General features: G+C 60.5%; 23 protein-coding genes. 15 read left to right on the plus strand and 8 right to left on the minus strand.

Annotated elements, in window-relative coordinates:
* Positions 1-6: 6 nt before the first annotated feature.
* On the plus strand, positions 7-723 hold the full coding sequence (locus BJ928_RS10600) for a sulfate transporter family protein (protein ID WP_047628909.1): 717 nt from the start codon (positions 7-9) through the stop codon (positions 721-723).
* Positions 724-725: 2 nt separating this feature from the next.
* Here BJ928_RS10600 and nth read toward each other — a convergent pair whose 3' ends face one another.
* Entirely contained in the window at positions 726-1,529 is an 804-nt protein-coding gene (gene nth, locus BJ928_RS10605; RefSeq protein ID WP_082011776.1) for an endonuclease III, read from the minus strand.
* On the opposite strand from nth, the gene BJ928_RS10610 reads away from it, so the two are divergent.
* On the plus strand, positions 1,528-2,031 hold the full coding sequence (locus BJ928_RS10610; RefSeq protein WP_047628911.1) for a DUF2244 domain-containing protein: 504 nt from the start codon (positions 1,528-1,530) through the stop codon (positions 2,029-2,031). The genes nth and BJ928_RS10610 overlap by 2 nt on opposite strands.
* 111 nt (positions 2,032-2,142) lie before the next feature.
* Positions 2,143-3,015 (plus strand): bifunctional helix-turn-helix domain-containing protein/methylated-DNA--[protein]-cysteine S-methyltransferase, encoded by an 873-nt coding sequence (locus BJ928_RS10615; protein ID WP_047628912.1) that lies wholly within the window; start codon positions 2,143-2,145, stop codon positions 3,013-3,015.
* Positions 3,016-3,050: 35 nt separating this feature from the next.
* On the opposite strand, the gene BJ928_RS10620 is transcribed toward BJ928_RS10615, so the two are convergent.
* Positions 3,051-4,040: a sugar-binding transcriptional regulator gene (locus BJ928_RS10620; RefSeq protein WP_047628913.1), complete on the minus strand. Its 990-nt coding sequence runs from the start codon at positions 4,038-4,040 to the stop codon at positions 3,051-3,053.
* A gap of 500 nt (positions 4,041-4,540) precedes the next feature.
* On the opposite strand from BJ928_RS10620, the gene tal reads away from it, so the two are divergent.
* Positions 4,541-5,506, plus strand: a complete 966-nt coding sequence (gene tal, locus BJ928_RS10625; protein ID WP_047628914.1) for a transaldolase — start codon at positions 4,541-4,543, stop codon at positions 5,504-5,506.
* Between the two features lie 327 nt (positions 5,507-5,833).
* Here the strand turns inward: tal and BJ928_RS10630 are convergent, their stop codons facing one another.
* The 4 genes from BJ928_RS10630 to BJ928_RS10645 form a co-directional block, all read right to left on the minus strand.
* Positions 5,834-6,991 carry a CaiB/BaiF CoA-transferase family protein gene (locus BJ928_RS10630; protein WP_047628915.1) on the minus strand — a complete coding sequence of 386 codons (1,158 nt, stop codon included), beginning with the start codon at positions 6,989-6,991 and terminating at the stop codon, positions 5,834-5,836.
* Between the two features lies 1 nt (position 6,992).
* Complete coding sequence (locus BJ928_RS10635) at positions 6,993-7,538, minus strand: MaoC family dehydratase (RefSeq protein WP_047628916.1); 546 nt, start codon at positions 7,536-7,538, stop codon at positions 6,993-6,995.
* A gap of 32 nt (positions 7,539-7,570) precedes the next feature.
* A complete protein-coding gene (locus tag BJ928_RS10640; protein WP_047628917.1) occupies positions 7,571-8,407 on the minus strand; it encodes an amidohydrolase in 837 nt (278 codons plus the stop codon).
* A gap of 65 nt (positions 8,408-8,472) precedes the next feature.
* Entirely contained in the window at positions 8,473-9,264 is a 792-nt protein-coding gene (locus BJ928_RS10645; RefSeq protein ID WP_047629489.1) for an IclR family transcriptional regulator, read from the minus strand.
* A 180-nt stretch (positions 9,265-9,444) separates the two neighbouring features.
* Here BJ928_RS10645 and BJ928_RS10650 point away from each other — a divergent pair, with 180 nt between their 5' ends.
* From BJ928_RS10650 to BJ928_RS10700, 11 genes are all read left to right on the plus strand, one after another.
* Entirely contained in the window at positions 9,445-10,761 is a 1,317-nt protein-coding gene (locus tag BJ928_RS10650) for an extracellular solute-binding protein (RefSeq protein ID WP_047628918.1), read from the plus strand.
* 187 nt (positions 10,762-10,948) lie between these two features.
* The gene (locus BJ928_RS10655) at positions 10,949-11,842 is read left to right on the plus strand and encodes a sugar ABC transporter permease (RefSeq protein ID WP_047629490.1); all 894 of its coding nucleotides are present in this window, start codon (positions 10,949-10,951) and stop codon (positions 11,840-11,842) included.
* 2 nt (positions 11,843-11,844) lie between these two features.
* Entirely contained in the window at positions 11,845-12,711 is an 867-nt protein-coding gene (locus tag BJ928_RS10660; RefSeq protein ID WP_047628919.1) for a carbohydrate ABC transporter permease, read from the plus strand.
* A gap of 6 nt (positions 12,712-12,717) precedes the next feature.
* Positions 12,718-13,815, plus strand: a complete 1,098-nt coding sequence (ugpC, locus tag BJ928_RS10665; RefSeq protein ID WP_047628920.1) for a sn-glycerol-3-phosphate ABC transporter ATP-binding protein UgpC — start codon at positions 12,718-12,720, stop codon at positions 13,813-13,815.
* A 12-nt stretch (positions 13,816-13,827) separates the two neighbouring features.
* On the plus strand, positions 13,828-14,940 hold the full coding sequence (locus tag BJ928_RS10670) for a mandelate racemase/muconate lactonizing enzyme family protein (protein ID WP_047628921.1): 1,113 nt from the start codon (positions 13,828-13,830) through the stop codon (positions 14,938-14,940).
* Positions 14,941-14,953: 13 nt separating this feature from the next.
* On the plus strand, positions 14,954-15,283 hold the full coding sequence (locus tag BJ928_RS10675; RefSeq protein WP_047628922.1) for an L-rhamnose mutarotase: 330 nt from the start codon (positions 14,954-14,956) through the stop codon (positions 15,281-15,283).
* 174 nt (positions 15,284-15,457) lie between these two features.
* Positions 15,458-16,531 (plus strand): Gfo/Idh/MocA family oxidoreductase, encoded by a 1,074-nt coding sequence (locus BJ928_RS10680; protein WP_047628923.1) that lies wholly within the window; start codon positions 15,458-15,460, stop codon positions 16,529-16,531.
* 3 nt (positions 16,532-16,534) lie between these two features.
* On the plus strand, positions 16,535-16,996 hold the full coding sequence (locus BJ928_RS10685) for a MaoC/PaaZ C-terminal domain-containing protein (protein WP_047628924.1): 462 nt from the start codon (positions 16,535-16,537) through the stop codon (positions 16,994-16,996).
* Entirely contained in the window at positions 16,993-18,126 is a 1,134-nt protein-coding gene (locus tag BJ928_RS10690; protein WP_047628925.1) for an extracellular solute-binding protein, read from the plus strand. Before BJ928_RS10685 ends, BJ928_RS10690 begins: the two co-directional genes overlap by 4 nt.
* A gap of 105 nt (positions 18,127-18,231) precedes the next feature.
* A complete protein-coding gene (locus BJ928_RS10695; RefSeq protein ID WP_047628926.1) occupies positions 18,232-18,963 on the plus strand; it encodes an SDR family oxidoreductase in 732 nt (243 codons plus the stop codon).
* A gap of 107 nt (positions 18,964-19,070) precedes the next feature.
* Positions 19,071-19,745, plus strand: a complete 675-nt coding sequence (locus BJ928_RS10700) for a DUF1345 domain-containing protein (protein WP_047628927.1) — start codon at positions 19,071-19,073, stop codon at positions 19,743-19,745.
* Between the two features lie 32 nt (positions 19,746-19,777).
* Here the strand turns inward: BJ928_RS10700 and BJ928_RS10705 are convergent, their stop codons facing one another.
* The gene (locus tag BJ928_RS10705) at positions 19,778-19,951 is read right to left on the minus strand and encodes a DUF1328 domain-containing protein (RefSeq protein WP_015341190.1); all 174 of its coding nucleotides are present in this window, start codon (positions 19,949-19,951) and stop codon (positions 19,778-19,780) included.
* 330 nt (positions 19,952-20,281) lie between these two features.
* Positions 20,282-21,709, minus strand: coding sequence for a gamma-aminobutyraldehyde dehydrogenase (locus tag BJ928_RS10710; RefSeq protein ID WP_047628928.1), 1,428 nt, complete (start codon positions 21,707-21,709; stop codon positions 20,282-20,284).
* Between the last annotated feature and the right edge of the window lie 2 nt (positions 21,710-21,711).

Genomic DNA, 21,711 nt, shown 5'->3' on the forward strand with positions numbered 1-21,711 from the left:
GACCGAATGATTGCCCTTGCCGCCCGCCTTTCCTTCGAAAATCTCTTTGCGCCGGAGGCGCGCAAGGTTTTCTGGAAGGTTCTCGGTCTCACCTTGGTGGCGCTCGTCGCGCTCTGGTTCGCGCTGCGCAGCGCTTTCAATTCGTTTGCCTTGCCCTGGCTGCAGGGCTTCATGTCGTCCACTTCGGATTGGACCGGCTGGCTCACGCTGTTTCTTGCCATCTTCGCCGGTATTGCGCTGGCGCTGTCGATGGCGCTGCTGATCTCGCCGGTCACGGCCCTGATCGCCGGCCTGTTTCTCGACGATGTCGCCGAAGTCGTGGAAAAGCGGGATTATCCCGCCGACACGCCTGGAACGGCGATGCCGATCGCCGCCGCGATGAAAAGCTCCGTGCGGTTTCTCGGCGTCGTCATCGTCGGCAATATCGTCGCCCTGTTCCTGCTATTCATTCCGGGCATCAATCTCATCGCCTTCTTTCTGGTGAACGGCTATCTGCTCGGCCGGGAATTCTTCGAATTCGCCGCCATGCGTTTCCGTTCGCCGGATGAAGCGCGGAAGTTCCGCGTTAAGCATGCCTTCACGGTCTTTCTGGCCGGCCTGGTGATCGCGGCTTTTCTGGCGATCCCGCTTCTCAATCTGCTGACGCCGCTGTTTGCCGCCGGCATGATGGTGCATCTGCACAAGCTGATCTCGCACAAGGAAGCGAGCCTGCGCCTTCGATAGGCTCAGCCTGCGGCCTCCGCCCCGATGATCTGAGCCGGAAGCTCGACCAGCGGAGCGGGTATGTCCCAGGTCTTTTCCGGCGAGCGACAGAGGTCGGCGATGACGCAGCGTTCGCATTCCGGCTTGCGCGCCTTGCAGCAATAACGCCCGTGCAGGATCAGCCAATGATGCGCATGGTAGAGATACTGGTCGGGGATGATCTGCATCAGCCGATGCTCGACTTCATCAGGCGTCTTGCCGGGGGCGAGCAGCAGTCGGTTGGCGATGCGGAAGATATGGGTGTCGACGGCCATCGTGGCCTGGCCGAAAGCCATCGAGAGTACGACGTTGGCGGTCTTTCGGCCGACGCCGGGCAGGGTTATCAACTCCTCGCGGGTCCGCGGCACTTCGCCGCCGAAATCGGTAATCAGCTTTTCCGATAGCGCCATAACATTCTTCGCCTTGTTGCGATAAAGGCCGATTGTCTTGATGTATTCGCGGATACGCTCCTCGCCGAGATCGAGCATCTTCTGCGGCGTGTCGGCGACGGCGAAGAGGGCGCGCGTCGCCTTGTTGACGCCGGCATCGGTCGCCTGCGCCGATAGCGCGACAGCGACGACGAGCGTGAAGGGGTTGACGTGTTCCAGCTCGCCCTTCGGCTCCGGCCGCTGGATGGAGAAGCGCCGGAAGATCTCTTCCAGGTCCACCCTGGAATAGAGGCTCTTGGCCATCGGCTTGCGGCCTGCGGTCGCATTTGACTTTTTCACGGTTTGGGCGCTGGATTTGATCTTTGGATTTGCCATAAACGACCTATACTCAAGTCCCATGACGGAACGCAACGCCGATACGGCTGTAGACGGCAACAGGCCGGTTTTCGCTGCCGAATTGTTTCCCCATCGCTCGCTGCCGCGAAAGGGGTTCAAGATCATGCTGGCTCTGGCCGGCACTTTCTGCCTCTTCTACAGCATTCTCTTCGCCGCCCGCGGCGCCTGGCCAATCGGCATCTTCTTCGGGGCCGATTTCCTGCTGCTCTATGGCGCCTTCTGGCTGAACTACCGCTCCGGGCGCGTGCGCGAAGAGGTCACGGTATCGCGCACCAATGTCTCGATCCGCAAGTTTTCGCCGACGGGCCGCATGGTGGAACATGACTTCAATCCGTTCTGGACGCGGTTCCTGGTTCGCCGTCATCCCGAGATCGGCGTCGTCTCGATGCATGTCCGCGACAGAAGCCACGACACCGACGTCGGTTCCTTCCTCAATCCTGAGGATCGCGAGAGCTTTGCCAAGGCCTTCAAGCGGGCATTGGCGAGTGTGACGCAGCGGATATGAGCCGCTTGTCCAAATCGGCGACATCACATTTTTGCAGAGAGGCCACTTGCGCAAGAAACGGGTGGTTTTAGCCGTCCTGCCGTGGTTTTCTCCTTTCCAAGGAGAAAGATTATGAATGCGATTGCACAGTTGAAGAAAGACATCACCCCGGGAGGTCAGGATTACGAGACCGTGCGGGAGGTCATCGAGCTCATCACGGAAGAGTATCGTGACCAGCCATCGCTGGAGATGCTGGCCGACCGGCTCGGCCAGTCGCCGACGCAATTGCAGAAGACGTTTACGCGCTGGGCCGGATTGTCGCCCAAGGCGTTCCTTCAGGCGGTCACGCTGGACCATGCCAAGCGCCTGCTGCGCAAGGAGGATCTGCCGCTCCTGGAGACGTCCTTTGAGGTCGGCCTTTCCGGCCCGAGCCGGCTGCACGATCTATTTGTCACGCACGAGGCGATGTCCCCCGGTGAATGGAAGGCGAGGGGCAGCGGCCTCGTCATGCGCTATGCGTTCCATATCTCGCCCTTCGGTCTCGCTCTGATCATGATCACGGATCGCGGTCTTGCGGGTCTTGCCTTCAGCGACATCGGCAATGAAAAGGCCTGTCTCGCCGATATGACCTGCCGCTGGCCGAATGCCGAATTCATCGAGGACCCGCAGGCAACGGCGCCTTACGCAGGACGTATTTTCGAGCGCTCGAACTGGTCGAGCGACCAGCCGCTACGGGTCGTGCTGATCGGCTCGGATTTCCAGCTTCGCGTCTGGGAAAGCCTGTTGAAGATCCCGATGGGTCGCGCCGTGACCTATTCCGACATCGCAAGGGATATCGGCCAGCCGACAGCGATGCGGGCCGTGGGTGCCGCGGTCGGCCGTAACCCGATCTCCTTCGTCGTGCCCTGCCATCGCGCCCTTGGGAAGAACGGGCAGCTGACGGGATATCACTGGGGGCTGACGCGCAAGCGGGCGATGCTGGGATGGGAATCGGGGGATGCTTGAGGGTTTGCACCCTCCGCAAACTTAAACGCGGTTGCTCAAGCCGCCTTCGCCATAGCCATCTGCAGCAGCGCCTTTGCAGCGCTTTCATCCGTAATCAAGGTATTGCAGCCGATGCGCTTGATGGTGGCGCTGATCGCCTGGGCGCGGTGGGCGCCGCCGGAAGAAATCACGATGTGCTTTGCTTTTTTCAGCGTATCGAGATCGACGGACATGACGCGCTTGTTGATCGGGTGATCGACGGATTTGCCCTCGGCGTCAAGGAAGTTGAACATGGTGTCGCAAACGCAGCCCATTTCGATCAGTTCTTCCAGCTCGCGCTTCGAAATGAAGCCCTCGGATAGCGAGGTCGATTGTGGGCCGATGTCGCCGCAGCTGACGATGGCGAGATCCAGATTTTCCGCCAGCCTGTAGATCGCTTCCAGCCCGCATTTTTCGATGAGATTGCGCTTGGTTTCGACGGAGTCGACGAGCAGCGGCGCCAGGAACATGTAACATTCGGCTCCCAGCTGGCTTGCCAGACGCCACGTGTAATCGATCGGATTGGTCTGATGGACGGCGACGATGCCGCCGAGCAGGGAGACCACCTTGCAATTGTCGCGGCGGGTCGGGCGGAAGCTTGCGAGCGAGGCCGTCATCGTCCGGCCCCAGCCGACGCCGATCGTATAATTGTCGGGAATGGCTTCCGTGAGAAACTGGCCGAGCGCCAGGCCGACACTCTTTGCCTGCGCATTTACATTGCCGCCGGCCGGCTCGGGAACGACGATTGCTTCATCGAGCCCATAAATGCGTTCCAGCTTGATCGCCAGCTCAACGCAGTCATCGATGCCTTCGGTGATCCAGATCTGCACCTCGGCGCGGCGCATCGCCTCATCCAGCAAGCGGATGACCGTGGTGCGGCTGATGCCGAGCTGTTCGGCAACATCCTTCTGCGTCAGGCCCTGGTTGTAATAGAGCCATGCGGCACGAAGCCTCAGGGACGAGGTCTCCGAATAGGCGGTATGGGTTCCGCGTCTCAGTTTGGCCACGGGTCCTCCGAAATGATTGTCGCATGCGCCTTTTAGGATCATGATCCGCCTGGGAGCGAAGTACGGCTATGGCGGATGACGGGAGCAGGCGAGTTCGGCTCTTCTGCTGCCGATATTCTATGACATGAAACTTATGTCAATCGAATTGCACAAATGTCCTTGACTTTTCGCTGTGAGATTGATGATAGTCGGCGGTGAGGAATTCGGTCTTGTCCAATCGAGGAGGACAATGTGCGAGTGCTGCTGCGAGCAAGTGCCAGATCGGACAGGGAGCCATATAGCGCGCCCGGTGCCGGTGGAAAGCCTGCTTGCGGAGGGTTGTCTCCTCATCGCTCGGCCGTTCACCGGAAATGGAACTCTAGCGCTTTTTATCCCGTTACCGAAACATAGGAGAAGGAAGGCCGCACCCCTGACGCCTTCGGTCCCATCCGACGAAAAGGCCGGATCTGCCGCCCGCCATCTCCCATTCCCATGGGCCTCATTCAACAAGGATACCTGTTATGACTTCCAAGCTTGATCAACTCCGCGCCATGACGACGGTCGTGGCCGATACCGGCGATATCGAGGCAGTCGCACGCCTGAAGCCGGTGGATTGCACCACCAACCCAACGATCGTGTTGAAGGCGCTCGGCACGCCGATGTTCGCCGACGCGATCAAGGAAGCCGTCGCTTGGGGCAAGAAGCAGGGCGGCGCTTCGGACGCCGTCGTTTCTGCTGTGGCAGATCGTCTGGCCATCTCCGTCGGCACAGCCCTTTCCGGCCTCGTTCCCGGCCGTGTCTCGACCGAAGTCGACGCCGACCTCTCCTTCAACACCGAAGCTTCTCTTGCCAAGGCCCGTGGTATCATCGCTGCCTATAAGGAGCGCGGCATCGAACGCGACCGCATCCTCATCAAGCTTGCATCCACCTGGGAAGGCATCCGTGCCGCCGAAGTGCTGCAGAAGGAAGGTATCGACTGCAATCTGACGCTGCTCTTCAGCAAGGCCCAGGCGATCGCCTGCGCCGACGCCAAGGCGTTCCTGATCTCGCCCTTCGTCGGCCGCATTCTCGACTGGTACAAGAAGTCGACCGGCAAGGATTACACGGCCGAGGAAGATCCGGGCGTCATCTCCGTTCGCGACATCTACCACTACTACAAGGCCAACGACATCAGGACGGTCGTCATGGGCGCCTCCTTCCGCAACACCGGCGAAATCGAAGCGCTGGCCGGTTGCGACCGCCTGACGATCAGCCCGAACCTGCTCGACGAACTTGCTGCTGACCAGGGCAAGCTCGAGCGCAAGCTCTCGCCGGAGCCCAAGGGTTCGGTCGAAAAGATCGCGGTCGACGAAAAGACCTTCCGCTGGATGATGAACGAAGACGCAATGGCCACCGAGAAGCTCTCCGAAGGCATCCGTGCCTTCGCTAAGGACCTCGGCACGCTGCGCGCCATGGTCAACAAGGAGCTGCAGCTCGCTGCTGCTTGATGAGATCGCTTCTCTCTTTGGAGAGAGGCATTCATTTCAGAGGGTGTCGCAGGGATGCGGCGCCCTTTTTGTTCGAGTAGAATTTTGCGCTTGCTGCGGCGGCACCCCCTCTGTCACTTCGTGACATCTCCCCCACAAGGAGGGAGATTGGCAACCCGTAGTGCTATCGTCGCGAAGAAATAGTTGGCCTCGTATCCATTGAACGATAGTGCCTCATTTTGAGGAGCCAGTGATGCATTCCAACGATCTCCCCCCTTGTGGGGGAGATGTCGCGAAAGCGACAGAGGGGGGTATCACCGGTGCGGCAGACACAAAATGCGCGATGAATTACCGCAGAAACTCGGCCCTGACCTCATCCGACTGGCCACCGATCGTCGGTGCCGCTAGGTTGTTCTTGGCTCTGACGCCATTGATCCGGATGGGGCTTGCCGTCGTGCGCACCGAAGCACCATCATCACGGCTGACTGTCTGCAGCATGTCGAGCTGGCGGAAGGCGGCACTTTGCAAGAGTTTCGGCCAATCCAGCACCTCAGCCGCCCAGATATCGGCAGGCTCAAGGACGGCGAGCCACTCCTGAGTCGTCCTTTCTTGCAAGCGGCCCGCGATCAAGCTCTTGATCTCGTCGCGGCGCTGGAAGGCATCGTCCGGCGTGAAGTCGGCAAGTGCGGGCAGATCGAGCAGCGGCGCGAGTTTTGCGAGCGGCATCATTGCGAGCGCCAGCCAGCCATCGGCGCAGCGATAGACGCCGTAGGGAGCCGCGAGATAGGCGTGGGCATTGCGCACGGCGGATTTCTGCGGCAGGCGGCCGCCGTCGTTCAGGTGGGTGGTCAGCACCTCGAACTGGAAATCGATCAGCGCTTCCAGCAGGCTCGTTTCCACATGGACGCCGCGTCCGGTGACGCCGCGCCGCACGAGGCCGGCGAGGATGGCCTGGACGAGGAGATTGCCGGCCAGCATGTCGGCGACGGCGAGCCCGAAGGGCACGGGGCCGTCATCGGCCTCGCCGTTCAGCCACATGACGCCGGAGCGGGCCTGGGCCAGCAGATCCTGTCCGGGGAAGTGGCGCCATTCATTGTCGGGACCGTATCCGGTGATACTGCCATAGACGATGCGCGGATTGATCGCGGCGATGGACGCGTAGTCGAGGCCAAGCCGTTCGATGACGCCGGGGCGAAAATTCTGGATGACGACGTCGGCCTTGGCGATCAGCGCCCGCAGCTCCTGAAGGTCGCTCTCGTCCTTCATGTTGACGGCAAAGCTTTCCTTGCCGCGGTTGATGGCATGAAAGAGCGTGGAATCGCCGCCGATTTCGGTGTCGCTGAGATAGAGCCTGCGGCAGAGATCACCGCCATCGGGCCGCTCGATCTTGATGACGCGCGCGCCGAGATCGCCAAGCCGCAGCGCCGCCATCGGGCCGGCAAGAAACTGGCTCATATCCAGCACGAGGATGCCGGAGAGCAGGCCGTCTTCGTGGTTCTTGCTCATGTCAGACCTTCAGCGGCGGCGCATCCGCCGGCCGGCCGTTCTTGTAGCGCACCGTCTGGATATGCTCGCAATAGAGCACCAGCTCGCCTTCGCCCTTGAAGACTTCGTAGGAGGAGCGGATCAGGCCGAGTTCGGCATATTTCGGCTGCTTGTCCAGATTGGTGCGGATCGTATAGATGGTGTCGCCGATGAAGGTGGGCTTGATGAAGCGCAGCTTGTCGTAACCATAGGAAAAGGCATTGACGCAATTCGTGGCGACGAGCCCGAGACCGGCGGAAAAGACGAAGGCGCCGGCAACGAGCCGCTTGCCGAACAGGCCTTCGGTTTCGGCGAAGATCTGGTCGCTGACATAGGGGTGCATGTCGAGCACCAGCGCGTTGAACTGCTGGGATTCGCCTTCCGAGATCGTGCGACGCAGAGAGCGGATCTTGTGGTCGACTTCGAAGTCCTCGTAGAACCAGTTCTCCGAGTTCCAGACGGGAATCTCGGCATGATCGGCCGGCATGGTTTTCGGATGGGTGCTGGATACGCCGACAGTGGCGGTCATGGCATTGTCTTTCGGTGAAAACGCGCCCGGTCTCAGAGAGACCAGAGGCGCTTGGCATTGAGGTGATAGAGGCTGTTGCGTTCGTCGGCACTTACGCCTTGCATCAGCGCGTGGGTGGCGGCGACCCAGGTGGAGAGATTGCCGCCAAGCGTGCAGACTGGCCAGTCGCTGCCCCAGATGACGCGATCCCAGCCGAAGCTCGTAATGCAGTGCTCGACGAAGGGGCGCAGCGTTTCCGGCGACCAGCTGTCGGGATCGGCATAGGCGACGACACCGGAGATCTTCACGGTGACATTCGGCCGCTTGGCGACCTCCTTGATCCCTGCCGCCCAGCTCTCGCTTAAGCCATCCTTCACGGCCGGCACGCCGCAATGGTCGAGGATGAAGCGGGCATTCGGATTGAGGTCGGCGAGCGCGATTGCCTTGGATATCTGGTGCGGCAAGACGCAGAGATCGAAGGTGAGCCGCGTGTTGCCGAGCCGCTTCAGGTTCTCGCGAAACAGCGCGCCCTCGGAGACATTATCGGGCACGACGTGCAGCACCCGGCGGAAGCCCTTGACGAAGGGGTCGGCGAGCACGCGGTCGAGATAGGCGGGAAAGTCCGCGCTTTCGGGGCGGCATGCCGCGATGGCGCCGCGCAGAAGGCTGCCGGGCTCGCGGCTCAGGCCTCTGACGTAATCGGTTTCCCTTTCGATGTCGCATTCGGCGACATCGACTTCCATGTGAAGCGTGTCGGTGATCTCAAGCCGCCTGGCTTCGCGCGCATAGTCTTCGTAAAGGCTGTCGCGATTAAGCGCGCCGGCGTCAGCCAGCCATGGATAGGCAAGCTTTTTTCGGTCGACGATGTGCAAGTGGCTGTCGAAAAGCATGGCGTTCCTCCCATACCTGCTTACTCAACATATACTCACAGAAGAATAGTTTATTCAAATAAAAATTATAACTCGGCTTTTTCGATCGTGCCGGCCACGGTTTCGGAGATCAGTTTCGCCGCTTCCCGTGCATATTCGACGACCTGCTCGCGCGTCGGCGCCTTCGGGTTCACAGGCTCGATATAGGGGCAGGTGAGCGCCGCGAGCGCGTTGCCATCCATGGCCAGCACGGGCGCGGAAATGTTGTAGACCCCGCTCGTTTGCAGGCTGTTCATGGTTTCGAAGCCCTTGTCGCGGATTGCCGAGAGCTTTTCCTCGAGATCGGTCGGCGGCTCCTCCGCATCCTGCTCCTGGCGCCTCTGCTCGTTGATCATCATCTGGCGCTGCTTTGCATCCTTGAATGCCAGAAGAATGTGGCCGGAGCCAGTATTGTAGAGATTGATCTGGGCGCCGACGCGGATCGAGATGCCCCAATAGGTCGGCGAATCCTGCTGGGCGATGACGACGACCGAGCCGCGGTCATAGATCGCCAGATGGCAGGCCTGCTCGGCGCGGTTGGAGAATTCGCGCATCAGCGGCGTTGCGAAGGAGACAAGGCGGCGCACCGGCGCATGGTAATGCGCTAGGCCGAAGAGCTTCAGCGTCAGATAGAAGCGGTCGCCGTCCTGCCGCTGCACATAGCCGCGCCGCACGAGGCGATCGAGCATGCGATAGAATTCATTTGGGCTCTTGTTGAGCGCCTTGGCGATTTCGGCCTGCGTCAGTCCGCCATCGATCGTTGCCAGCAACTCCAATATATCGAGCCCCTTGTCCAGGGCCGGCGCGCGGTAGCGGTCACTGTCGTCTTCTATGCTCATCAACAAGTCCCCCATGCGAAGAAACATGAATCGTCATTCATATATGAATGAAGGCATTTTACAAGCGCGCGATCACGGCTTGACGGTCAATGAATAAGATGTTTACTTATAAATCATTGATCCATATTTGGGTCTAGAGGGCAATCGGGCAAGGGGTCCGATCTCAAGGGAGGAAGTTCGATGAGGAATTGGAGGGCCGGTGTTGCTGCCGGCATGATGGCATTGCTTGCGAGCACTTCGGTCTTTGCCGCCGATCAGCCGGGCAAGTTTCCGGGCGTGACGATCGACGCCAAGCTCATCGGCGGTCAGCAATATGAGCCGCTTTATGCGCGCATTGCCGAGTGGGAGAAGGAGACGGGCGCCAAGGTCAACATTCTCTCCAAGAAGAACCACTTCGAGCTCGACAAGGAAATCAAGTCGGACATGGCCTCGGGCAGCATCTCCTGGTGCGTGGGCTCGAACCATTCGTCTTTCGCGCCCCAATACCCCGATCTCTACACCGATCTCTCCAAGCTTCTGCCCAAGGAAGAAATCGACAAGTATGTCGAGTCGACCATTCAGGCATCGACGATCGATGGCCGTCTGATCATGCTGCCGCGCGCCCAGTTCGACGTCTCGGCGCTCTATTATCAGAAGAGCCTCTATAACGACGAAGCCAAGAAGACGGCCTTCAAGGCCAAGTACGGCTACGATCTGGCACCGCCGAAGACCTGGAAGGAAGTGTCCGACCAATCGATCTTCTTCGCCAATCCGCCGAATTTCTTCGGCACGCAGTTCCCCGGCAAGGAAGAGGCCATCAACGGCCGCTTCTATGAAATGCTGGTCGCCGAAGGCGGCGAATATCTCGACAAGGACGGCAAGCCGGCCTTCAACTCCGAAGCCGGCGTGCGTGCGCTCGACTGGTTCGTCAACATGTACAAGGCCAAGGCTGTTCCCGCAGGCGTGACCAACTATCTTTGGGACGATCTCGGCGCAGGCTTTGCATCGGGCTCCATTGCGCTCGATCTCGACTGGCCGGGCTGGGCGACTTACTTCAACGATCCGAAGTCCTCGAAGGTTGCCGGTAATGTCGGCGTCGTCGTGCAGCCTGTCGGCTCGTCCGGCAAGCACACCGGCTGGTCCGGCCACCACGGCTTTTCGGTCACCGAGGCCTGCGCTCACAAGGATGCTGCCGCTTCGCTCGTGCTATTCCTGACGAATGACGACTCGCAGAAGCTTGAGGCCGCCAACGGCACGTTGCCGACCCGCAAGGCTGTTTGGGATTGGGATATCCAGCAGGCTGCTTCCGACCCCTACAAGAAGGAAGTGCTGAGCACCTTCCAGGAAGCCATGAAGTACGCTTTCCCGGTTCCGCGCACGCCGCAGTGGATCGAGATTTCCAACGTCGTCTATCCCGAGCTTCAGGCTGCCATCCTCGGCGACAAGAGCTCCAAGGAAGCACTCGACACGGCTGCCCAGAAGGCAACCGATGTGCTGAAGGACGCCGGCGCGCTGTAAGCGATGCAATCGAAATCCCGCGCTTTCAGCAGCGCGGGATTTCCGCAGTCTGATTTCGAGATCGTTTTCGATCACCGCCGCGAGGCGCCGCTCTGTGCCTGCCGGTTTCGTGCCGGGTCTCGTCCTTATGCAATTCATTCCACGCAGTCCGGGCCACGCTGCCGAGGAATGCCGACAGGTGCAAACCATGCCTAAAAGAATATCTCCACCGGTCCTGCTTCTCCTTCCGGCGATTATCGTCCTTGCGGCCGTGGTGCTGTTTCCGCTGCTTCTGTCCTTCTATTCCAGTTTCACGCCGTTCCGCCTGACGCGGCCAGCCACGCTCTTCACCTTCATCGGTCTGCGCAACTACATGCGCATCCTGACCGATCCGGTGTTCCTGGCTGCTTTTGTACGCACCGTCGTTTTGCTGACGATCGCCCTCAATCTGGAAATGCTGCTCGGTCTGGGATTGGCGCTACTGGTCAACAAGGCGACCCACGGCAAGCGCATTCTGCGCACGCTGATGATGTTCCCGATGATGTTTTCGCCTGTGCTCGTCGGCTTCCAGTTCAAGTTCATGTTCAACGACAATGTCGGTATCATCAACAATGCGCTGCAGTCGCTGGGCATTACCAATGATGCCATACCGTGGCTCATCGACGGCAATCTGGCGCTGCTGTCCATCGTTATCGCCGAAGTCTGGTCTTCGACCTCGGTCTTCGCGATCCTCATCCTTGCGGGTCTGCTCGCCATGCCGCAGGAGCCGGTGGAGGCCGCGAAGGTTGATGGCTGCACCAGCTGGCAGACCTTCCGCTATGTCACCTGGCCGTTCCTGATGCCCTTTGCCTTCATTGCCATGACGATCCGCTCGCTCGACGTCGCCCGCGCTTACGACATCGTCAAGATCATGACGGATGGCGGGCCAGCGCGGCGCACGGAGCTGATCTGGACGCTGGTCGGACGCACCGCTTATGCCGATGCGCAGATGGGGCTTGCCAACGCCATGGCCTATGTCTCGATCATTCTTTCGATCGCCTTCACAGTCTATTTCTTCCGTAAGCTGGCGCTTGCCCGCACCCAGATCGGAGCGGAGTGGTAATCATGGATCGCAACGCTCAACAACGCCTGCATCGCCGCCTCTGGAAGGTCGCCTATCTCATCGGCCTCTTCCTCGCGATGCTCATCATCTGCCTGCCCGGCTTGTGGATCATCATCAGCTCGCTGCGCCCGACCGTCGAAATCATGGCGAAGCCCGCGGTCTGGATTCCGCAGGAGCTTTCGCTGGAAGCCTATCGCTCCATGTTCAGCGGCGTCGGGCAAGGCGGCATTCCCGTCTGGGATTATTTCCGCAATTCGCTGATCATCTCCATCACCTCGACCGCGATTGCGCTCGTCATCGGCATGTCCGGCGGCTATGCCTTCGCCCGCTTCCGGTTCCGCGGCAAATCGGCCGTGTTCCTCGGGCTGATGCTGACGCGCTCCGTACCCGGGGTTGCCCTTTCACTGCCGCTCTTCATGGTCTATGCGCGGCTTGGGATCATCGACACGCATTTCGGCCTGATCCTCACCTATGTCGCGCTGAACGTGCCTTTCACGATCTGGCTGATCGACGGCTTCTTCCGGCAGGTTCCTAAGGATCTTGCCGAAGCCGCGCAGATCGACGGCTGCACGCGCTGGCAGGCTTTCTGGCAGGTGGAATTCCCGCTTGCCGGTCCTGGGATCGCATCCGCCGGCATCTTCGCCTTCCTCACCTGCTGGAACGAGTACGCCCTGGCATCGCAGCTGACGCGCTCCGTCGATTCCAAGACGCTGCCCGTCGGCCTGCTCGATTACACGGCCGAGTTCACCATCGACTGGCGCGGCATGTGCGCGCTTGCGGTCGTGATGATCATTCCGGCGCTCGCTCTCACTTTCATCATTCAGAAGCATCTGGTGTCGGGTCTGACATTCGGTGCGGTCAAAGGTTGATCCCTCATGGCTCAGGTTTCTCTTAAAAAACTCGTCAAGCGCTACGGCGCTCTGGAAATCGTCCACGGCATCGATCTCGATATCGCCGACAAGGAGTTCATCGCGCTCGTCGGGCCGTCCGGCTGTGGCAAGTCGACAACGCTGCGTATGATCGCCGGCCTGGAGGATGTCTCCGGCGGCACGATCGAGATCGGCGATACCGTCGTCAACGACCTGCCGCCACGCGATCGCAACATCTCCATGGTGTTCCAGTCCTATGCGCTCTATCCGCATATGACGGTGCGCGAGAACATGGGCTTCTCGCTGAAGATCGCCAAGCAACCGCAGGCGGAAATCGACAAGCGCGTCAACGAGGCAGCTGCCATTTTGAGCCTCGAAGCTCTGATGGATCGGCGCCCGGCACAGCTTTCCGGCGGTCAGCGCCAGCGCGTCGCCATGGGTCGTGCGATCGTCCGCCAGCCGGAAGTCTTCCTCTTCGACGAGCCGCTGTCGAACCTCGACGCCAAGCTGCGCACGCAGATGCGCACCGAGATCAAGAAGCTGCATGCCAAGGTGCAGTCGACTGTCGTCTATGTGACGCACGACCAGGTCGAGGCCATGACGCTGGCCGACCGCATCGTCATCATGCGCGATGGTTATATCGAGCAGGTCGGCACACCGGACGAAGTGTTCAAGCGGCCTGCCACGCGCTTCGTTGCCGGCTTCATCGGATCGCCTCCGATGAACATCGAAGAGGCGACGCTGAAAGCGGGCGAGCTGGTCTTCACGAATGGCGACCGTCTGCCGCTGCCGAGCCAGTTTGCAGGCAAGGTCAAGGAAGGTGAGAAGGTCGCGTTCGGCCTCAGACCGGACGATATCTTCCCGACCGGCCACGGTCTGCACTCGGGCGCGGAAGCCGCCGTCTACGAGCTGACCCTACCCGTCGCTATCACCGAGCCGCTCGGCAACGAAACGCTCGTTTTCATTGAGTTTGCCGGCCGCGAATGGGTGACACGCATGCTCAATCCGCGTGCGCTGAAGAGCGGCGAACAGCTGAAGATGAGCTTCGACCTTAGTCAGGCACACCTCTTCTCCGTCGAAACCGGCAAGAGCCTGGCAATCTAAGGAATAGCTCCCATGGCACGTATCGAGAAAATAGAACTGCGGATGGTCGACCTGCCGCCGAAGGTGAAGCGGACGGACGCGATCCAGAGCTTCGTCAGCCAGGAAACGCCGATCGTCACCATCACCGACAGCGACGGCGCTGTCGGCACCGGCTACAGCTATACGATCGGCACCGGCGGTTCTTCCGTCATGCGGTTGCTCTCCGACCATCTGGTGCCGCTTTTGATCGGTGAGGATGCCGATTGCATCGAGGCCATCTGGCACAAAATGGAATTCGCAACCCACGCCACGACCATCGGTCCCATCACGGCGCTGGCACTTGCGGCGGTCGACACCGCACTTTGGGACCTGCGGGCGAAGAAGCAGAACCTGCCGCTCTGGAAGCTTGCCGGCGGCGCCAAGGATCGCTGCCCGCTTTACACGACCGAGGGCGGCTGGCTTCATATCGAGAAGGAAGCCCTCGTTGAAGACGCTCTGCAGGCGAAGGCCAAGGGTTTTTCCGGCTCGAAGGTAAAGATAGGCAAGCCGCACGGTTCGGAAGATTACGACCGATTGGCCGCAATGCGTCTGGCACTTGGGTCTGGTTTCGAGATCATGACCGACTGCAATCAGGGCTTCACCGTCGACGAGGCGATCCGCCGCGCGGCTCGATTGAAGGAACTCGACCTTGCCTGGATCGAGGAGCCGCTGCCGGCTGATGATCTCGACGCCCATATCCGGTTGACCCGATCGACGCCGACGCCGATCGCGGTTGGCGAATCCATGTATTCGGTCCGGCATTTCCGTGAATATATGCAGAAGGGTGCCTGCTCGATCGTGCAGGTGGATGTTGCCCGCATCGGCGGCATTACACCCTGGCTGAAGGTGGCGCATGCTGCCGAGGCCTTCGATATTCCGGTCTGCCCGCACTTCCTGATGGAGCTGCATGTCAGCCTCACCTGCGCTGTGCCGAACGGCAAATATGTCGAATACATTCCGCAGCTCGACGATCTGACGACGAAGGGCATGGAAATCGTCGACGGCAAGGCGCTGGCGCCTTCCGAGCCCGGCATCGGCATCGAGTGGGATTGGGAAGCGGTGAAGGCGCGTTCGATCGGCGAATTCACCCGGGAAATCCACGGCTGAGGAGGAACGGGCCATGCAGCGGATGGGAATGGTGATCGGTCTGGAGCCGGCCAAGATCGCTGAATACAAGGCGCTTCATGCGGCCGTCTGGCCCGAGATCCTGGCGCTGATCTCCGAATGCAACGTCACCAACTATTCGATCTTCCTGAAGGAGCCGGAAAATCTGCTCTTCGGCTATTGGGAATATGTCGGCACGGATTTCGCGGCCGATATGCGAAAGATGGCCGCGAGCCCGAAGAACCAGGAATGGTGGTCGGTCTGTATCCCGTGTCAGAAGCCGCTCGAGACCCGCAAGCAGGGTGAATGGTGGGCCATGATGGAGGAGGTGTTTCATCATGATTAGGGCTTGGAGTGGGACAGACCGCGAAGCGGTCACCTCCCCCTTGAGGGGGGAGGTCGTGCGGAATGCGCGGGTGGGGGTGATGCTCCGGGCGCGTAGTGCTGCTGTTTTTGCACGAGGAGGGATCACCCCGCCCCGGACCTTTGGTCCGACCCTCCCCCTCAAGGGGAGGGTGCAATGAGTTTCGATCCCAAATCCCTCCGTCAATGGTGGCCGAAGCCGTCAAAGCCGCGTCCGATCGTGATCTTCGGCGCCGGCAGCATCGTCGGTGACGCCCATCTGCCGGCGTACAGGCAAGGCGGTTTTCCGGTTGCGGGTCTTTACGATCCGAATGCCGAGAAAGCGGCGGCGCTCGCCGCTCAATGGGGCATCCGTACTTTCGCCTCCGAGGCAGAAGCGCTTGCCATAGAAGGTGCTATTTTCGATCTCGCGACGCCGCCGGCGGCCCATGCGCTAATCTTGTCGAAGCTGCCGCGCGGTTCCTTCGCGCTGATCCAGAAGCCGATGGGCAGCGATCTTAATGGCGCCTCCGACATTCTGCGGGTCTGCCGCGAGCGTGACATCAAGGCGGCGGTCAATTTCCAGCTCCGTTTCGCGCCGATGATGCTGGCGCTCTACGATGCCGTGAACAAGGGCTATCTCGGAGATGTCGTCGATTTCGATGCATGGCTGGCGCTCGCCACGCCCTGGGGTCTGTGGCCCTTCCTGAAAGGCCTGCCGCGGATCGAGATCGCCATGCACTCGATCCACTATCTCGATTTCATTCGCGGACTGCTCGGCAATCCGCAAGGCGTCCACGCCAAGACCATCGGCCATCCCAACCATGACGTCGCGCAGACGCGGACGGCGGCGATCCTCGATTATGGCGACAAGGTCCGCTGCGTGCTCTCGGTCAATCACGACCATGACTTCGGCCGCAAGTTCCAGGCCTGCGAGTTTCGCATCGCCGGTACCAAGGGCGCGGCCTACATCAAGCTCGGCGTCAATCTTGATTATCCGCGCGGTGAGCCGGACGAGTTGTGGATCCGCCCCGAGGGTGGCAGCGATTGGGTTGAGGTGAAGCTCGAGGGTTCCTGGTTCCCGGACGCCTTCGTCAATCGCATGGCCAACCTGCAACGCTTCGCATCCGGCGAGGATCAGGAGCTGGTCGGCTCCGTCGAGGACGCCTGGCAGACCATGGCCCTCGTCGAGGCCGCCTATCGGTCGAGCGCCGCGCCTGCGACGCCGATTGCAGAACTTCCAAAGGCTTGAGGAATGGCAGAACAAATCATCTATTTCGAAGACTATGAACTCGGTCATGTCAGAGTGACCACGGGACGGACGATTACCGAGACCGATTTCGTCGTTCATGCTGGCCATACCGGCGATTTCTTCCCGCATCATATGGACGCGGAATTCGCCAAGACCTTGCCCGGCGGCCAGCGCATCGCGCATGGCACCATGATCTTTGCCATCGGCGTCGGGCTCACGGCCTCGCTCATCAATCCCGTTGCCTTCTCCTATGGCTATGATCGGCTTCGTTTCGTCCGTCCGGTGCATATCGGCGACACGATCCGCACGCGCGTTACCATTTCGGCGAAAGAGGATGATCCGAAGCGCCCGGCAGCCGGCCGCGTTGTCGAACGCTGTGAGGTGTTGAATCAACGCGATGAAGTCGTGCTCGCGGCCGATCATATCCTGGTCGTTGAGCGCAAACCGGCTGCGGGGAAGGCATGATGGTAAAGCTTAAGGGAATGACCTGGTCGCATCCGCGCGGCTACGATCCGATGATCGCCTGCTCGAAGCAATGGCAGGAAAAGACCGGCGTCGAGATCAGCTGGGAGAAGCGGTCGCTGCAGGATTTCGAGACCTTTCCGGTGGAGGAACTTGCTGCCCAATACGATCTCATCGTCATCGATCACCCGCATGTTGGACAGATCACGCGTGAGAACTGCCTGTTGCCGCTCGATGATGCTGCTCATGCCGATGAAGTTGCGGCGATTGCAGCCGGCACCGTCGGGCGCTCCTATCCGAGCTACAATTGGCAGGGACGCCAGTGGGCGTTTCCGCTCGATGCGGCGACGCAGGTGCAGGCCTACAGGCCCGATCGCCTGAACGCGCCGGTCAAGGATCTCTCAGAGTTCGTCACGCTTGCCAGGGAAGGCAAGGCGATCCTGCCGATGCGGCCGCCGCACTCGTTGATGACCTTCATCACGCTTGCCGCGCATCTTGGTGCGCCCTGTAGCATCGAAGGTCCCGACTTCATCGCGAAGGCCGATGGCGAAGCGGTGCTCGACTGGATGGCTCGGCTCGTCGCTGGAATGGATGTTCGCTGCTACGAGATGGACCCGATCGCCGTGCTTGACCTGATGGCGCAGATGGACAGCCCCTATGTCGCGTCGCCCTTCATCTATGGTTACGTCAATTATTCCTTCGCGGGCTTCAGGCCGGTGCGGATCGCCTTTGCGGACATGCCTGTGATCGATGGCCGCGCACCGAACGGCTCGGCGCTGGGCGGCACAGGCATTGCCGTTTCGGCACGCACGCAGGCCCCGGAAGAGGCGAAGGCCTTTGCGCGCTGGATCGCGGGCGGGCCGGTGCAGGCGGGCATTTATGCAAGTGGAAACGGGCAGCCTGGTCATGCCGAGGCGTGGGTCAGCGATGCGGTCAATGCGCCGGCGCTCGACTTTTATCGCAACACGCGCGCCACCTTGGAGGGCGCCTATGTGCGGCCCCGGCATGACGGCTACATGGCTTTTCAAAGCGACGCATCCGAGGTGATTAGCGATGGACTGCGCACCGGCGAGCGGCATACAGTCCTCATCGACAGGCTGAACCGCCGCTTCGCGCAGTCCTTCGAGGCATAAGCGCGAGGCTGCGCCAACCGATTGTTATTGCATGATCTTGTCCAAGTTGCTGGCCATGCGGCCGGGATGGATGGGATCATGGTTCCCGAGGAAAGGATCAGGATTATGGGTCACGGGCTGGAAGGCAAGAAGGTCGTCATTACGGCGGCGGGGCAGGGCATCGGCCGGGCATCGGCGGAGCGTTTCATCTCGCTTGGCGCGCATGTCTACGCCACCGACATCAACGAGCAGACGCTCTCGACGCTGGATGGCGCCACCAAGCATGTGCTGAACGTGCTCGACGGTGCCGCGGTCAAGGCCTACGCGGAAGAGCTTGGCCCGATCGATGTGCTCTTCAACTGCGCCGGCTTCGTCCATGCCGGCACCATCCTCGACTGCGAAGAGAAGGACTGGGATTTTTCCTTCAACCTCAATGCCAAGGCCATGTACACGACCTGCCGCGCCTTCCTGCCGGGCATGCTGGAAAAGGGCAAGGGCTCGATCGTCAACATGTCGTCGGTCGCTTCCAGCGTGAAAGGCGTGCCCAATCGCTTCGCTTATTGCGCCTCCAAGGCCGCCGTGATCGGGCTTACCAAATCGATCGCCGCCGATTTCGTCGCCAAGGGTATTCGCGCCAACGCCATTTGCCCCGGCACGGTCGACAGCCCCTCGCTGCATGAGCGGCTCAGGGCAACCGGCGACTACGACAAGGCAATGAAGGACTTCATTGCCCGTCAGCCGATGGGCCGGATCGCGACGGCTGAAGAGATCGCCGCTCTTGTGACCTATCTCGCCGGCGACGAAGCGGGCTTTACGACCGGCCAGATTCACGTCATCGATGGCGGCTGGACGGCCTGAGGCTTCATTTTATCGATCGGAGGCTCCGTATTGCGGGGCCTCTTCTTATTTGCCACTCTCGTCAGCGAGTCGGTTTCCGACGAGCGATTTGCGATTGGGAGAGCGGCATGGATGTGCATGGACAATTGCGTTATTCCAGATGGCGGGTCTTGTGGCGCAAGCATCATGTCATCGTGCTTTCCGTGCTCGCCGGTGTCGCCGTCTTCCTGCTTCTGACCTCGCGCGCCTTCAACGCCGGCAATCTGCTGATCGCCTGGGATACGACCGCGGTCGTCTTCATCGTCTACAGCCTTATTCGAATGCTGACGGCCGATGCGCAGCGTATCCGCAAGCGCTCCGCCGATCTCGATTTTTCGGACGGGTTTCTGCTGTTCCTGTCGATCGCTGCGGCGCTTGCGAGCATCGGCGGCATTGCGCTCGATCTGCTTGGGGTCAAGGATGCCTCGCCGGAAGTCGCCTTTTTCCGCGTGATGATGGCGATCGTGACGATCCTGATCTCATGGACCTTCCTGCACACGCTGTTCACCATTCACTATGCGCACCGCTTCTACAGCACGCCGGGCAAGGGGCAGGGGCTGAAATTCGCCGAACCGGTGGAGGAGCCGATCTATTGGGACTTCCTCTATTTCTCCTTCACCATCGGCGTTGCGGCACAGACCGCCGATATCGGCATTTCCACCGTCTCCATGCGTAAGCTGGCGCTTCTGCATGCGATCCTGTCGTTCCTGTTCAATACGACCATCCTGGCGCTTGCCATAAACGTCGGGGCGAGCCTGATCTAGGCCCGCCCCTTCGATGGTCGCGGCTTATATTGCTAGACTACCGCATTGCCGGCCATGACGGCCAGGATCAGGAACACCAGGAAGATGATCAGGAAGATGGCGAAGAGAACGCGCGCAATGGTTGCCGTCGCGGCTGATACGCCTGAAAAGCCGAAAAAGCCGCTGATCAGCGAAATTACAAAGAAAATGAGAGCCCACTTCAGCATTAGCAATCTCCTCTGCGTTGTACTTTCTAAAGACGCGGAAGGAGGGTGAATTGTTCCGAAGGCGGTTTGGTTTTGGTGAAGGCTCCAGAATTGTGGACCCCCTCTGTCACTTCACGACATCTCCCCCACAAGGGGGAGATTGGTAAACCGCAATGACCTCTCGTATCCAAGCGAGCATTGCGTCTGCTGAAATCAAGGCTCGTTGTCTTTTACAGAATGGGCGGCGTTCTCCCAACGATCTCCCCCCTCGTGGGGGAGATGTCACGCAGTGACAGAGGGGGCATAGCGGCACCTCAACTCAAGAAGGCCGGTCTACGCCCCATCCCCATATCACCCGTGATTGATCATCACATGCCGCACGGCCGTATAATCTTCGATAGCGTAGACTGACATATCCTTGCCGTAGCCGGATTGCTTCAGGCCGCCATGCGGCATTTCGTTGACCAGCATGAAATGCGTATTGATCCAGGTGCAGCCGTATTGCAGGCGGGCGGCCGTCTGCATGCCGCGGCTGATGTCCTTGGTCCAGACCGAGGATGCAAGGCCATAGTCGCTGTCATTGGCCCAGGTGACGGCATCGTCGGGGTTGGTGAAGCGCGTTACGGAGACGACCGGGCCGAAGACTTCGCGGCGCACGATCTCGTCGTCCTGCGTCGCGCCGGCGACGATGGTCGGCGCATAGAAGAAGCCGCGTTCGCCGGAGATCTTGCCACCCGTGGTGATCTCCATGTGCTTGTGTTCGGCGGCGCGGGTGACGAAGCTTTCGACGCGGTCGCGCTGGCGCTTGGAGATCAGCGGGCCGATTTCGTTTTCGGTGTCGTCGGCAAGGTTGAACTTGATGCTCGATACGGCCGAGGTGAGGTCGGCGACGAAATTGTCGTAGACCTTGGCGTCGGCATAGATGCGGCAGGCGGCGGTGCAGTCCTGGCCGGCATTGTAATAGCCGAAGGTGCGGATGCCGGACACGACGGCATCGATATCGGCATCGTCGAAGACGATGACCGGGGCCTTGCCGCCGAGTTCGAGATGCGTGCGCTTCACCGTCTTGGCTGCGGCCTGCAGGACCTTCTTGCCGGTCGCGACATCGCCTGTGATGGAGACCATGCCGATCTTTGGGTGGTTGATCAATGCGTTGCCGACACTCTCGCCACGGCCGAGGATGACGTTGACGACGCCTTCCGGCAGGACATCCGCCAGTAGCTTCGCCATCTTCAGCGCCGTCAGCGGCGTTTGCTCGGAGGGCTTGAAGACGACCGTGTTGCCGCCGGCAATGGCGGGCGCCAGCTTCCAGGCCATCATCATCAGCGGATAGTTCCAGGGTGCGATCGAGCCGACGATGCCGATCGGGTCGCGGCGGATCATCGAGGTATGGCCGGGCAGATATTCGCCGGCGACCGGGCCGTGCAGGTTGCGCACTGCACCGGCAAAGAAGCGATAGCAGTCGACGATCGCCGGGATCTCATCATTGAGCACGGCATTGATCGGCTTGCCGCAGTTTAGCGCCTCCAGCGCCGCGAAGCCTTCGGCATCCCGCTCGATGGCGTCGGCGATCTTGAGGAGATAGGCCGAGCGCTGGCTTGGTGTCGTCTGCGACCAGCTCGTGAAGGCCTTTTCCGCAGCGTCGACGGCGGCGTCGATCTGGCCGAGGGAGGCCTCGGGCAGGTTAAGCACCGTCTCGCCCGTCTTCGGGTTGAGGACGCGCTCTTCCGTTTCCGTGCCGGCCTCGAAGCGGGAGCCGATCAGCATTTGGGTATCCATTA

Origin of the sequence: Rhizobium sp. WW_1 (assembly GCF_003610155.1) — a bacterium.
GTDB classification, from domain to species: domain Bacteria; phylum Pseudomonadota; class Alphaproteobacteria; order Rhizobiales; family Rhizobiaceae; genus Rhizobium; species Rhizobium tropici_A.